The organism is Bradyrhizobium sp. 604_D8_N2_3 (assembly GCF_051810765.1).
Taxonomy (GTDB): domain Bacteria; phylum Pseudomonadota; class Alphaproteobacteria; order Rhizobiales; family Xanthobacteraceae; genus Bradyrhizobium; species Bradyrhizobium barranii.
Genome location: NZ_JBPWPM010000001.1, coordinates 4,727,856 through 4,741,506, shown reverse-complemented (window position 1 = coordinate 4,741,506; position 13,651 = coordinate 4,727,856). Strand labels below are relative to the sequence as shown.

General features: G+C 64.3%; 10 protein-coding genes. All 10 read right to left on the bottom strand.

Going from position 1 to position 13,651, the window contains the following annotated elements; translation table 11 throughout:
* Window positions 1-26: 26 nt before the first annotated feature.
* The 10 genes from AB7245_RS22495 to AB7245_RS22450 all read right to left on the bottom strand — a co-directional run bounded on the left by AB7245_RS22495 (window position 27) and on the right by AB7245_RS22450 (window position 13,651).
* Entirely contained in the window at window positions 27-2,903 is a 2,877-nt protein-coding gene (locus AB7245_RS22495; protein ID WP_439034972.1) for a valine--tRNA ligase, read from the bottom strand.
* Window positions 2,904-3,053: 150 nt separating this feature from the next.
* Window positions 3,054-3,815: a PopZ family protein gene (locus AB7245_RS22490; RefSeq protein WP_439034971.1), complete on the bottom strand. Its 762-nt coding sequence runs from the start codon at window positions 3,813-3,815 to the stop codon at window positions 3,054-3,056.
* Between the two features lie 306 nt (window positions 3,816-4,121).
* Entirely contained in the window at window positions 4,122-5,513 is a 1,392-nt protein-coding gene (locus tag AB7245_RS22485) for a TolC family outer membrane protein (RefSeq protein WP_208071439.1), read from the bottom strand.
* A 217-nt stretch (window positions 5,514-5,730) separates the two neighbouring features.
* Complete coding sequence (locus AB7245_RS22480) at window positions 5,731-6,387, bottom strand: protein-L-isoaspartate O-methyltransferase family protein (RefSeq protein WP_439034970.1); 657 nt, start codon at window positions 6,385-6,387, stop codon at window positions 5,731-5,733.
* A 137-nt stretch (window positions 6,388-6,524) separates the two neighbouring features.
* The gene (locus AB7245_RS22475) at window positions 6,525-6,701 is read right to left on the bottom strand and encodes a hypothetical protein (RefSeq protein ID WP_094183926.1); all 177 of its coding nucleotides are present in this window, start codon (window positions 6,699-6,701) and stop codon (window positions 6,525-6,527) included.
* A gap of 270 nt (window positions 6,702-6,971) precedes the next feature.
* Window positions 6,972-7,976: an ABC transporter substrate-binding protein gene (locus AB7245_RS22470; protein WP_439034969.1), complete on the bottom strand. Its 1,005-nt coding sequence runs from the start codon at window positions 7,974-7,976 to the stop codon at window positions 6,972-6,974.
* Entirely contained in the window at window positions 7,973-10,078 is a 2,106-nt protein-coding gene (locus tag AB7245_RS22465; protein WP_439034968.1) for a cache domain-containing protein, read from the bottom strand. Before AB7245_RS22465 ends, AB7245_RS22470 begins: the two co-directional genes overlap by 4 nt.
* Before the next feature lie 22 nt (window positions 10,079-10,100).
* Window positions 10,101-11,117, bottom strand: a complete 1,017-nt coding sequence (locus tag AB7245_RS22460; RefSeq protein WP_439034967.1) for a SphA family protein — start codon at window positions 11,115-11,117, stop codon at window positions 10,101-10,103.
* Between the two features lie 61 nt (window positions 11,118-11,178).
* Window positions 11,179-12,606, bottom strand: a complete 1,428-nt coding sequence (locus tag AB7245_RS22455; protein WP_439034966.1) for a DUF1254 domain-containing protein — start codon at window positions 12,604-12,606, stop codon at window positions 11,179-11,181.
* Between the two features lie 25 nt (window positions 12,607-12,631).
* On the bottom strand, window positions 12,632-13,651 hold the full coding sequence (locus tag AB7245_RS22450; RefSeq protein WP_439034965.1) for a DUF1214 domain-containing protein: 1,020 nt from the start codon (window positions 13,649-13,651) through the stop codon (window positions 12,632-12,634).

Here is a 13,651-nt window from a genome sequence, read left to right as displayed (position 1 = left end):
CGGTTTCCACTTCGCTCGAAGACGCTCTACGACGCCTGCTTCAGCCGCTCCAGCGCCTCCAGCAGCTTGGCCTTGCGGGCCAGTGCTGCCTCGCGCTTTTCGCGCTCCTCATCGACGACCTCTTCGGCCGCGTTGGCGACGAACTTCTCGTTCGCCAGCTTGGACTCGGCGCGCTTGATGTCGGCGTCGGCCTTGCCGATCTCCTTGTCGAGGCGCGTGCGCTCGGCGGCGACGTCGATCACGCCCTTCAGCGGCAACGCGGCCACCTCGCCGCGCACGAGGAGCTGGACCGCACCATCAGGTGCGCGGTCGGCGAAGGAGATGTCGGACAGCCGTGCCATGCGCTTGATGACGTCGGTCCAGCGCGGCGCGCGTTCCTTCGTCTCGGTCGAGGCGCCCGCGAGCACCAGCGCCGTCAGCGTCGCCGGCGGGATGTTCATCTCGGCGCGCACCGAGCGGATCTGCGTGACCAGATCGATCACCCAGCCGATCTCGGCTTCCGCCTTGGGATCGGTGAAGTCGGCATGGTCGAAGATCGGCATGATCAGGACCGGCGAGATCAGCGGATCGGTCGGCCCGGCAGCCGCAGCAAGCATCGCGAGTTGCTCCGGCGTCGGCTCGGACGGCTTCAGCGGCCATTGCGCCAGCGCCAGCAGGCCGTCGCGCTTGGCCGTCACCTCCCACAGCTCTTCGGTGATGAAGGGCATGAAGGGGTGCAGCAGCTTCAGGATCTCGTCGCGCGCCCAGGCGACCATGGCGCGGGTTTCGTCCTTCGCGGGGCTATCCGGACCGAGCAGCACGGGCTTTGCGAGCTCGACATACCAGTCGCAATAGACGTTCCAGACGAAGCGATAGATGGCGCCTGCCGCGTCGTTGAAGCGATAGGCTTCGATTGCCTCGGTCACCTCGCGCGTGGTGTGCGCGCTCTCATGCGCGATCCAGCGGTTCAGCGTCTCCTTGGCCTTCGCCGGCTCGAAACCTTCGGGCACGGCGCAGTGGTTCATCTCCGCGAAGCGCGACGCATTCCAGAGCTTCGTCGCGAAATTCCGGTAACCCTCGACGCGGCTGGTGGCGAGCTTGATGTCGCGTCCCTGCGCCGCCATGGCGGCCAGCGTGAAGCGCAACGCGTCGGCGCCGTATTCGTCGATCAGGTTGAGGGGGTCGATGACGTTGCCCTTCGACTTCGACATCTTGGCGCCCTTCTCGTCGCGGACGAGGGCGTGGATGTAGATCGTCGAGAACGGCACTTCCTTCATGAAGTGCAGGCCCATCATCATCATCCGGGCGACCCAGAAGAAGATGATGTCGAAGCCGGTCACCAGCGCGTTGGTCGGGTAATAGCGCTGCACTTCCGGCGCGTCCTCGGGCCAGCCGAGCGTCGAGAACGGCCACAGAGCCGAGGAGAACCAGGTGTCGAGCACGTCCTCGTCACGCGTGATGAAGCCTTCGCGCTTATTGCGGTCGAGCGCCATCTCGCGGCCCTGCTCGGCCGTGATGACCTCCTGCTCGACGTAATAGCCGAGCGCGTGGCTGACGGCCTCCTCCTCGGTCTCGGCGACGAATACCTTGCCGTCAGGGCCGTACCAGGCCGGGATCTGATGACCCCACCACAGCTGGCGCGAGATGCACCAGGGCTGGATGTTCTCCATCCACTCGAAATAGGTCTTTTCCCAGTTCTTCGGCACGAACGTCGTTTCGCCCGAACGCACCGCCGCGATCGCGGGCTTTGCCAGCGTCTTGGCGTCGACGTACCACTGGTCGGTCAGATAGGGCTCGATCACGCTGTTCGAGCGGTCGCCGTGCGGCACCATGTGGGTGTGCGGTTCGATCCGCTCGACGAAGCCGAAGGATTCCAGTCGCTCGACGATGCGCTTGCGCGCCGCGAAGCGGTCGACCTTGTTGAACTCCTCGGCGAACTGCGAAGCGCCTTCCGGCAGGTGGCGCAGGTAATCCTCATTGTCGACGAGGTCGAGGCAACCTTCCTTGTCGATGACGCTGATCCGGCCCAGGCCGTGGCGATTGCCGACCTCGAAATCGTTGAAGTCGTGCGCCGGCGTCACCTTCACCGCGCCCGAGCCCTTGTCCGGATCGGAATATTCGTCGGCGACGATCTTAATCTTGCGACCGACCAGCGGCAGGATCACGTTCTTGCCGACCAGCTTCTGATAGCGCTCGTCATCGGGATGCACGGCAACGCCGGTGTCGCCGAGCATGGTCTCGGGCCGCGTGGTGGCGACGACGATGAAGCTCGAGGGATCCTCGGGGCTGAACGTCTTGCCCTCGATCGGATAGCGCAGATACCACAGGCTGCCCTTGACCTCGGTCTGCTGCACTTCGAGGTCGGAGATCGCGGTCAGCAGCTTGGTGTCCCAGTTCACCAGCCGCTTGTCCTTGTAGATCAGGCCGTCGCGATGCAGCTCGACGAACACCTTGATGACGGCCTTCGACAGGCCCTCGTCCATGGTGAAGCGTTCGCGCGACCAGTCGCAGGAGGCGCCGAGGCGCTTGAGCTGGTTGATGATGGTGTCGCCGCTCTCGGCCTTCCACTGCCAGACCCGCTCCAGAAACTTCTCGCGGCCCATCTCGCGGCGGCTGGGCTGCTGGCGCTCCATCAGCTGCCGCTCGACCACCATCTGGGTGGCGATACCGGCATGGTCGGTGCCCGGCTGCCACAGCACGTCGCGGCCGCGCATGCGCTCGAACCGGCACAGGATGTCCTGGAGGGTGTTGTTGAGGGCGTGGCCCATATGCAGCGAGCCCGTCACGTTCGGCGGCGGGATCACGATGGTAAAGGGCACTGCGTCGCGGCGGTCGGGGCGGCCGGCCCTGAAGGCACGGCTGTCCTCCCACACGACGGACATGCGGGCTTCGATATCGGCGGGCTGGTAATTTTTCTCGATCATGGGCTGCTAGAAAGCCGCGCGCGGGGGGCAAGTCAACGAAAAGGTCCGGGAGAGGATCAACGGAAAGCCCGGCGGCAAAACGGCTTTCCGGCCGGTCGGCAGGCCAAACAGGCGCATAAGAGGGGCTTTATGAGGGCTCGGGAGCCGCCCTCACCTGCCGCCGCGCGAGACCCGCTCGATTTCGGCCTTCACGATGCGTTCAACGAGGCCCGGCAGGTTGTCGTCGAGCCAGGATTTCAGCATCGGACGCAGCATCTCCTTGACCAGATCTTCCAGCGTCCGCGCATTGCTGCTGAGCACCGTGTGGGCCAGGGAGTTGAAGGCGGATTCGACCGCCGAGACCGTCGATTGCGCCAGGATCGGCTGTTGGGGCGGCAGCGGCGGCGCATCGTAGTCCACCGACGGATAGGACGGTGTCGAGCGCGGCAGCGGCGATTCGGCGAATTCCAGATCGTCGCGCGGCTCGACCTTGCGGAAGCTCGGCGGCGGCGGAGGCGGCGTCGGCTCCGGATCCACCGCCATCTCGTCGGTCAATTCGAGCACGTCGGGTTCAGGTTCGGGCTCTGGCTCAGGCGCACGGACCTCGGGCGCAGGCGTAGCCGCGTCCAGCCCCGCCAGCAGAGCATCAATATCGTCCTGGTTATTGGATGCATCGGCCGCAGGCGCGGGCGGCGGCGCTGGAGCCGGCTTCACAGCCGGCGGCGGCGCGGGCTTCTCGGCGGCAGGTTTTGCGGGAGCGACCCTGGATGGCGGAATGTCGTTCATGGCTGACGGCTTCGGCGCAGCTGCAGCGGGCGCGGGCTTGGCGGCTTCTGCCGGCGGCGGCTTGGCCTCATCGTCGGCAATGATGCGCCGGATCGAGGCCAGAATCTCCTCCATCGAGGGTTCTGTGACCTTTGCAGGCTGCGTCATCTCCGACTCCACATCATCAACGCCCTCGCATGCGTTGTTTTACACCAAGCACGACAGGATTGGCCGGTTCCGCAACGGACGCCCCGACATTTTCGTCGCGGCAGCCCGACTTGTCCCCAGTTCACGGCTCAACGTGCGGAGGTGCGCCCCTGCCCTCGGCACTCAAGCCTTTACGCACACGACATCAGGTGCCGGGCGAATCGACCCGCATCTTCTTGGCAAGGCTATGTCAGGGATTTTGATGATTGCAAGCAAAGCACCAGTCGGCCTCGGCTGTTTGCGAGGCCGACCGGATGACTACGGACCTTAGCGTCCGTCAGGCGTGCGCACGCCGGCCCAGCTGTCGCGGACCTGATGGTAGTGAACGCTCGCATCATAAACCGTGGTCGCAAGGCCGAGGACCTGCGGCGACAGACGGCCGATGGCGGCCAGAACCTGATAGGACGCGACCACGCGGTCGTGCTGTGCGGTCACCAGCGCGACGCGCGCGTTGACCAGCGCCTGCTGCGCGTTGAGCACGTCGAGGGTGGTACGCTGACCAGCCTTGGCTTCTTCGCGCACGCCGTTCAGCGCGATCTCGGACGCCGTGACCTGCGCCTGCGCGGACTGCACCTGGGCCTTGCCGGCCTGCAGCGAACCCCACCACTGCACGACCGTCGCGCGGGTCTGATCGCGGGTGGTTTCGAGGTTGAGACGCTGCTGCGCCAGGTTTTCCTTGGACTGGCGGATCAGCGAATATGAATTGCCGCCATCGTAGAGCTGCCAATTGGCCTGCGCGATGGCGGACGCGTTGAACGACCTGTATTGAATCAAGGACTGTTCGTTCCCCTGCGTGGCCCCCACCTGCAACGCGATCGTCGGCAGCAGCGCGCCTTCGGCGACCTTGACCTGCAGAAAGTTGACGTCGATGCCGAACATCGCGGCCGTGACGTTGGGATGTTCGATCAGGCCGAGCTCGACTGCCCCGGCGAGGCTTGCGGGGAGGAAACGATCGACCGGCGAACCGGGCGCGAGGTTCGTCGGCTCGTTGCCGATGATGCGGCGGAAGTTCGCGCGCGTCGTGGTGAGATTTGCTTCGGCAGTGAGGGCCTGCGTCTTGCCAGCCGCCAGCTGCGCTTCCGATTGCGCAACGTCGGTGCGCGTCACTTCGCCGACGTTGAAGCGATCACGCGTCTGCTTCAGCGTCTGCTCGAGCACGCGCACGTTGCTGCGCTGGACTTCGAGCGTAGCCGCATCGCGCAGATAGTCCATGTAGATCGAAGCGCCCTGAAGCAGCACGCTCTGATCCAGGCTGCGCAGCGCTTCGCGGGAGCCGGAAACCTGGCTCTCGGCGGCGCGCGTCCTGTTGCCGGTGATGTTGCCGTTATAGAGCGTCTGCGTGACGGTCACACCCACGCTGCGCGGCACGCTGGGCCCGTTGATTGGTGTGTTACCCGGCCCCGGCGAACTCAACGTATCCTGATATTGATAGCCGCCGTTCGCCGTCAGCGCGACCCTGGGGCGATAGCCCGACAACGCCTGAGGCACGTTCTCGTCGGTCGAGCGCACCTGGGCGCGCTGTGCGTTGAGCTGCGGATTGTTCTGATAGGCCCGCACCAAGGCGGCCTCGATCGTGTCCGCCAAGGCAGGCGTCGGCCCGGCAAGCGCCAGCAGCAGGACCGAAACCGCAGCTCCGGTGAAGAGCTTCACCCCATGCATCCCTTAAATTCCGTTCATTCTAACGCCCCGCTCGTGCCCGCGAGCTAGGATACCGTCTACCGAGTGGAGTCGTTGCCCCTCAGCAACATAGGCCGCCAATTGGCGCAACGGAACCACCTGAAGGTAGTTCCCGGTGGAAACTCTTCACGTGCAGCATCCGGGCCACACTTCTGATTCAGAACGGGATTTTAACGGGCCAAAGCCCTCAATCGGGACTTCAGAAGACGAAAGCGGCGGCCCGTTCCAACCCGGGAAGGACCGGAGCTGCGGCATCGAACAGCGCCCGATGGCCGAATTCACCGTGGGTATGGGTCACGATCATGGCCCGGGGGGGCGTGGATTGGGCCGACACCCCCACGAGGCGCCCGCCCTCCTTGAGCTGCCCGAGCAGCGCCTCAGGCGTCACCTCGAAGGCGCCGTTGAGGATAATGACGTCATAGGGAGCGGCAGAGGGATCCCCTTCTGCGCAGGCTGCGGCCTTGCACGTGACGTTGGCGAGGGTGGCGCAAGCATCCTTGGCCTTCGCGGCCAGGGCCGAATCACATTCCGTCGCGGTGACCTGACGGGCGAGCGTAGCCGTCAGCGCGGCGAGGTAGCCCGTGGCGCAGCCGACCACCAGCACGTTGTCCCCCTCTCCGATTTCGGCGGCCTGGAGCAGCTTGCCGGTCAGCTGCGGCTTGATCAGGAACCGCTTGGCCCCGCCTTCGCTCACGTCGAGATCGAGGTCGAGATAGGCCAATGCCTGCCTGGCAACCGGCACGAACGCCTCGCGCGGAACTGTGAGCATCGCGTCGAGAATACGGCGATCGGTGACGTCATTGGTGCGCACCTGGCCATCGACCATTTTTAGGCGCGCGGTCGAGAAACCGGACATTTGCGGACCCTGCAATGCGGACGATGCCGCGGACGAAATTTGGCGGCATCTTTGGAACAGGCTCCGCGAAAACGCAACATGTCCGTTGGCCCGGCGGACCAGGCTGCGCAACCCGAGGCGTCAAGGTGATCGATGAGCTATTCGATCGTGACTGCGAGGCGGCCGATCAATGCGGCGACTTCGTCGAGCCGGGCCGAATCGTGCGCCTCGACGGCGCGTGCGAGGCAGGCCAGGCATTCATCATCGCTGAGCTCGGGAACGTCCGCCGGCAGAATCGAGGGGGCCATTTCGGAACGGTCGAGGACGTCTGGCATTGGAATCACCTCCGTAAGGATCCGGCGCCTGCCAAGCTCGATTTGAATTGGGTCGAATTGGCGTCGCCCTCATGACGCGACCGCGCCCGACACACACAACTGCTTGAGTGCGATTCTGCGCTGGGGCGGATATCACCTGAAGTGGTGCCGCGGCTGCATTAGAATGCGGGCGCAGGATATTGAAAACACATTGAAATATGATCTGGACGCTGGGCAGGCCGATGCATGGCCCGAAGGGAGTGTCCGTGCGAGCCTGTGCCCCCTGCAAGTTCAGGCGACGGTTGCAAGGTAGAGCTGCGTGTCGAAATAGTCTGCGGCCCGCACGGGTGCGGTGACGCCGGCATCCGTCATGAAGAAGTCGCTGACCTGCTGGAGCCATTTCACGACGGTCCCGTCGGAATAGAGTCGCTTCCATTCGCGCGAGGAATAGAGCTTCTGGGCCTTGAAGGCTTCCGCGATGTCGGCGCGACGCGACTGCCCATAGTGTGTCTGGAGCGCCTCCGCTGCGGCCGCCGGGTTGCGCACCATGTGGTCGTTCGCATCCGCCCAGGCGCGGACGATCCGGGCCAGCACCTCCCTGTTCCCCGCATAAAAATCCATCCGCGCGGCCCAGCCGCCGAGCACAGCGGATTGCGGGTAGAAGGCGGAGGCGTCCACCAGCTTGACCGCATCCGGCAACGCCTCGCGGACGGCAATGTTGAACGGCACCCAGAGCGCAATGGCCGGCACCTCGCCGGCAATGAACGCCTTGACGGCGGCGGCCATGCTGCCGTTGACGATCTCGACCTCGGACGGATTGACGTTGTTGGCCCGCAGCGCGCGATCGAGAAAAATGTGCGCCGTGGTCTTCATCGTCGTCGCGATCCGCTTGCCCCTGAGATCTGCCATCCCCTTGACGCCGAGCGTCGGCCGGACCCAGAGCTGCGCGGTCGCGACCTCAATGTCGTTGATGAGAAAGCCCCGGCCGCGGCCGAGCGCCAGATAGTTGGAGATGACGCCGCCGGCCGAGAGGACGTCGAGCTCACCCCGCGCCATCGCCTCGAAGACCTCAGGTCCGGTGTTGAACTCGTGCAATTCGAAATCGATCCCCTCGCGGTCGAACGAGCCGCGATCGAGCCCGGTCCAGATGTGTCCGTCCACGGCGACAACGTGGAGATAACCGAGCCGAATTCTGCTGCGCGCCTGCGCAATGGCTGGCGCCGCGTGCATTGACGCGGCCGCCAGCGCCGCGCCGTGCCGCAGCAACTGCCGGCGATTGACACCGAAGATGTTCATGCCGCCGCTCCCGCATTCCGGGCCGCGGACCGAAATCGCTGGGCATGAAATAGCGCGACGCTATCCTTGGGATAGTCGTGCAGGAAGGCCGACAGCCGGACCCGCGTCGTCTCGGCCGCGCCGTCCTGCGCGATCGCCGCAAAGACTTCATCCCAGCGTCGACACATCGCAACCTCGGCTTCATCGGCGTGCGCCAGCTCGCCGCGGAGCTCACTGACTTCGATCGCGTCGGCAAATCCCTTCGGCGTGATGCTGTCGACGCTGCGGAACAGGAACCGATCGCCGACGCTGGCGCGGACCGCCGCGCTGACCAGCACGCGCGTGCCGTAATTCTTGTTCAGTCCCTCCAGCCGCGACGCCAGGTTGATGGTGGCGCCCAGCGCGGTGTAGTTCATCCGGTCGCTCGAGCCGATGTTGCCGACCACGGCATCGCCGACATGCAGGCCAAAGCGGGTGTCGTAGGGCGGCCAGCCCTCACGGCGAAACTCCTTGTTGAGCGCTTCGTTGGCCGCAAGGCATGCCAGGATGGCACGGCAGGCATTGACGGTGTGGTCGGGATCGTCGGCCGGCGCGTTCCAGAATGCCATCACGGCGTCGCCGATATATTTGTCGATCGTGCCCTGGTGCCGCATGATCTCGTCCGACAGTACCGCGAAATAGCGCGAGGTGTGGATCATCACCTGCGACGGGTCGGCGCGCTCCGTCTTGGCGGTAAAGTCGGCGACGTCGGTGAACAGCACCGTGACCTCACGCCTGGAGCCGCCGAGGCTGAGCGAAGAGCCGGTCTCGATCAGCTGCCGCACGATCTGGCGCGGGATGAAGCTCGCAAAGCTGCGGACCACGCTGCGCATGGTGAACACCGAGCGGCCAAGCTCCTCGATCTCGGCGATGACGGAATGGACGCGCGGCCGCTCGGTAATCTCGAACCGCTGGATCGCGTCGGTCTCGTCGGCGAGCTTGCGCAGCGGCTGCGCCATCAGCGATCCGAGCCAGAACGCGAATGGCAGCGTGGCTCCGACAAAGGCCAGCGCCAACGCGAACAGCGTGCGGCGCTCGTCGATGATCTGCGCATAGAACTCGTCGAGCGGCGCGACCATCGCCATCCGGATATTGGCCGAGCCGGCCGTCTCGAGCCTGTGGACCGCCGCAACATAGGTTCGGCCCGACGCGTCGGCAAAGAACTGCTGGGCCGCCCCGCCGTCCCGCCAGGAGTGGATGACCGGCACGAGCGCGGGCAGCCGGAGCGCGCCGATCTGTGGCAGGTCGTCCTGCCGCTCAGGAATCTCCGACATCAGGCGGTTCATCTCGGGATGGCCGACGATGCGCCCGGCATCGTTGAACAGGAACGCCAGCCCTGATTGGCCGAGCTTCTGCTCCGCCAGCATGTCCTCGAACCGGTTCAGCAGCAAATCACCCGCAATGACGCCGCGGCGCCCTTCCCTCAACGGCGTCCGCAGCGTGTAGCCCGGCTCGCCCGTGGCGTAGAAGACGTAAGGACCGGTCAACAGCGTCTTGTCGTTCTTGAACGCCTCGACATACCAGGGCCGCTGCCGCGGGTCGTAGCTCGCGGGTCCGGCGACCTCGGCAACCTGAATGAGGTTTTCGGAGAGATATTGAGTGACAGGCGCGGCCCCCGCCGTGCGCGAGATCACGACCAGGCGGAAGGCAGCATCCTCATCGACATTCAAACCCTTCCGGAACGACGGCTGGGCCCGATCGATCACGTCCATCTCGATGAACGAGCCGTCCTCGTAGCCGACATAGAGATTGAAGAGCTGCGGGTTGTTGCGCAGCATCGCCGCCATCAGGCTGTAGAGCCGCGTATTGTCCGCGATGTCGGCCTCCTGAATCGGCGGCAGGCCGGACAGGATGTCGAGATTGTCGCGGACATTCTTGAACTGCTCGTCGATGTGATCGGCGCCAAGCTGCGCCACCTTCTCGATGAAGCCAGAGGCGGCCGTCCTGGTGATGGCGGTCACGCGTTCGAAGCTGAGATAGACCAGCGTCAGGCCCACAAGCAGCACCACGCCCACGAACACCGTGATGATCGATGTCTGGTAGCCAATGCGAAATACGCGTTTGCTGGTTTTCTCTCCGGTCATCGGAGCTGCCTGAACGCCTCCATCAGTACTTTCGAACGATGGGCTTCGTCGCCGCCGGCGCGGGCGCTGCCGGCGAGACCGAGAAAGTAACCCAGGTCGACCAGCTGTTCGGCCGGTTCTCTGTCTCAAGGTCCTTGTAGCCTCGGACATTGAGATAGCCCTGGTAGCCGTCGGACATCGGGATCATGAAGCCGATCTGCGGACCGATGCCGACCGCCTGGCCGCGGAAGCCACCGAGCTTGGCGCCGGGACCGCTATCGTCGGTGATCTGCTGGAAGAAATAGCCGGCGATGCCGATGTGAACGTTCTTGCTGACGAACTGCGAGGCAGCCCAGTCGACATGAAAATCCATGCCGTTCTGATACTGGAGGGCCCCGTTCATGAAACTATAGGTGAGGCCGCCGACGATCGAGAATTCGTGTCCGGTCTTCGGATCGAGATAGGTGTAGCCGGCACCGACGTCGATGGCGGGGAAGCCAAAACTCAGATTGGCGAGCCGGCTGGAATCATAGGTGCCGCTCGGGATGTTGCCGGTGATGTAGACCAGCTCGTTGTGGACGCCCTGATTCCATTTCAGCGTGCCCTGGTAGAACACGTCGGTCAGCGTCGTGCGGTTGTCGGTGGCGCCGCCCGAGATCGTATTGCCGCGCGGACCGGTCAGCGTCGCATCGATGCCGGCGCCAATGTTGCCGGGCGCGGTGAGCACGGTGAAGCCGGCTTGGCCACCCAGCACCGGCATCGGCGAGGTGTAGGTGATGCCCATGACGAGCGCGTCGGCATGTGCGTTGAGGCCGGCGGTCACCGAGCCGGGTATGCCGCCGCTGGTGACGAAGTTCTGCCCTCCTCCGGCCTTTTCGTTGAGGTGAAGGTAGATCGTCGAGTAGGCCCATCCAGGCGTTACGGGAACGGCGGCCAAGCTGCCGAAGATGCCCGGAAGCCAGAAGCTCACGCCGCCGGCAGCGGCAAGCGCGGGCTGAGCGGTAAAGCTCGCCAGCGCCAATGCAGTCCCGAGCCCGGCTTTGCGAATGTGTCCCGTCACGTCGCGTCTCCCTATTCTCGTCACGTCTTCCACCCAAACGCGTCACGCTCGTCCAATTGCACTACTTCTTGGCGCCCCCGATCGTGGCGGCGACACGCTCGGCATCGGGCAGTTTCCAGCTGTGGTCGAACAGCGGCTGCTCGGGCCCGTAGAGGCGGAATAGCAACTCGAACTTCCGCGCCGGATCGGTCGGCACCCAATTGGCTTCCTTGCCCTCCGGCGCCTTCGGACCGAAATAGACATCGACCGAACCGTCGGCATTCTTCTGGATGCCCGGGCTGATCGAAGCCCGGCTTGCGCTCGGCATGTTGCGCACCAGCGCGTGCGTCTCGCGGTCGTAGACGGTTGCGGACCAGTATTGCTTGACCGGCGCGTTGGGCGGCACCGTCAGGCGATAGGTGGCCGCGCCGTCAAATGGCTGACCGTCGCGGTCCTTGTTGGCCATCAGGTAGAACTGTGCGGTGCCCAGTCTCTTGATGCCGGTGAAGCCGAGCGTATAGGTGACTCCGCGCATCTCGACCGGATAGGTGTTCGGATCGGCGTATCCCGTGCTCGCCGCCTTGACCATCTCTGCGACGGCAGCCGGGAACCAGCGGATGCCTGGATTGATCACGGCGAAGCCGGCGTCGTAGCGCTGTTCGAGTATCGCGTGGGCTTCGCGGGCCGCCTGATCGAGCAGCGCAACGGTCTTCTGATCCGGATTGAAGGCCTTGCCCTTCTCGATGCCAATGCTCGCGAGCTGGTCGATCATGGCGCGATCGCGATCGAGCCACGGCTCGTTCTGCACCACGCGGTCGAGGCTGCGATAGAAGCTCGCATCGTAGGGAATCGTGGAGTCGAACAGCACGTCGTAGGCGTCGGTGAAATTGGTCTGAGGCGGATCCTTCGCCTGCGCGAGTGGGTAGACCTTGACCAACTTGCCGTAGGAGACCGACTTCGCCACGTCGGCATCGCCGTGGCTTGCGAGATTGGAGCGCAGCAGCGCGAAGCCGCTGAACGTGTCCGACTGAAGCGAGATGTAGCCCGCGGGCGCGTCGCCCTTGTAACCGGGCGGCAGGATCAAATATTTGCCGCCCTGCCCCTTGTCGGCGCCTTCGGGACCTGCGTCCTCCAGCGGCATCTGCCACGCCGTGACGATGTTGCCCGCGATCGAGCCGCCTTGCGCCGGCGGAATGTCGATCACGACCGGGCCGTCCTTCACGTTCCAGAACGACATCAGATAGATCGAATCCGGATTGGGCGTCAGCGTCTGGTTCTTCCAGTTCACCGGCTTCGACCAGTAGATGATCTCGTTCGGCTTTGCCTTGGTCGTCCCAAGCATGGTCTGGAGCATGAGATCGGCATTCACCGCCGGCATGCCCCAGATCATCGCCTCGACTGCGCGACGCTGGATAGTGCGCGCGGCAACCTCATCCGGCGACAGACTCTGCGCATGCGCGCTCGCTGTCATCAGTGTCATGGCGATGGCGCCTGCGATTGCGTGTCTCATGACAGCCTCCATTCTCGTTCAGCCTTCAGCTCACCGGCTTCGGCTCGGGGAATTTCCACTTGCCGTTCAGAATTTCGGGACGCGGCCGATAGAGTCGCACCGTGTAGTTCCAGCCCTTCATGATCGGGAGGCAGTTCGGGATCTTGCCGTCACAGCCACCGAACTGGACCACCGTGGAGCCGTCGACTGATTTCGTCGCCGTCAGATTGTTGAGCGAATAAGCGTTGTAGGGGTTTTTCTCGAAATAGCCCTCGGCGTTGTAGAGACTGATCGACCAGAAGCCGTCGACCGGCACATTACCGGGGACGGTCAGCTTGTAGACGGTGCTGCCGTCGTTCTTCTCGGGGGTGACGCTGAGATAGGTGGCGTCCTTGTCGGGATTGCCGCCCCATCCCGCGGCGGTCGCGATCAGGTGCCGGATCGGATCGACCTGCCCCTTGGCGCCAAACGCATCCTTGAAGCCGCCTGCGGTTGACGACAGCACCAGGAGCGCGTCCCGCACCTTCTTCTGGCTGACCGGATCCCAATTCGGTATCTCGAACTTGCCCGGGGCCTTCTGGCTGATCGTGACGGCATCCTGGACTGCGCGGACCTTCTCGACATCCTTGGGATCGTTGGGATCGACGAGGGTTCGAAGCCCGATCAGCGCATAGCGTGTGCCGACCCTCTTCCGATCGTAGGTGTAACTTCCGGCGCGATACTCTATGTCGCCGACGATGTAGTGATCCTCGTTGACCACCATCAACGACCGGAACCGCTTGCCAGCGTCCGGCAACTTGATCGTTACTGGTCCCGCATCGAGATCAACGACGGCCATGGAGTACAGCGTGTCACGATTCGACCGGATGACGCCCTGCTTATCGATCGCCATCGGCTCGCGATGGTGAAACAGCTTGCCGATGCCACCGGCGTCCTTGACGCCGTTGCCGAAGTACAGGTCGGATTCCGCGCGCCCAAAATTATCGACCGTCACCGGGACCGGCGACTGCGCCTGCGTGGCCGAGGTGAGGATGAGGAACGAAGCCGTCAGCACTGCTCTTTTCAT

Coding starts and splice junctions, on each gene's coding strand:
- AB7245_RS22465 (WP_439034968.1), bottom strand. CDS start 10,078: ATGACCGGAGAGAAAACCAGCAAACGCGTATTTCGCATTGGCTACCAG.
- AB7245_RS22470 (WP_439034969.1), bottom strand. CDS start 7,976: ATGAACATCTTCGGTGTCAATCGCCGGCAGTTGCTGCGGCACGGCGCG.
- AB7245_RS22495 (WP_439034972.1), bottom strand. CDS start 2,903: ATGATCGAGAAAAATTACCAGCCCGCCGATATCGAAGCCCGCATGTCC.
- AB7245_RS22485 (WP_208071439.1), bottom strand. CDS start 5,513: ATGCATGGGGTGAAGCTCTTCACCGGAGCTGCGGTTTCGGTCCTGCTG.
- AB7245_RS22450 (WP_439034965.1), bottom strand. CDS start 13,651: ATGAAAAGAGCAGTGCTGACGGCTTCGTTCCTCATCCTCACCTCGGCC.
- AB7245_RS22455 (WP_439034966.1), bottom strand. CDS start 12,606: ATGAGACACGCAATCGCAGGCGCCATCGCCATGACACTGATGACAGCG.
- AB7245_RS22490 (WP_439034971.1), bottom strand. CDS start 3,815: ATGACGCAGCCTGCAAAGGTCACAGAACCCTCGATGGAGGAGATTCTG.
- AB7245_RS22480 (WP_439034970.1), bottom strand. CDS start 6,387: ATGTCCGGTTTCTCGACCGCGCGCCTAAAAATGGTCGATGGCCAGGTG.
- AB7245_RS22475 (WP_094183926.1), bottom strand. CDS start 6,701: ATGCCAGACGTCCTCGACCGTTCCGAAATGGCCCCCTCGATTCTGCCG.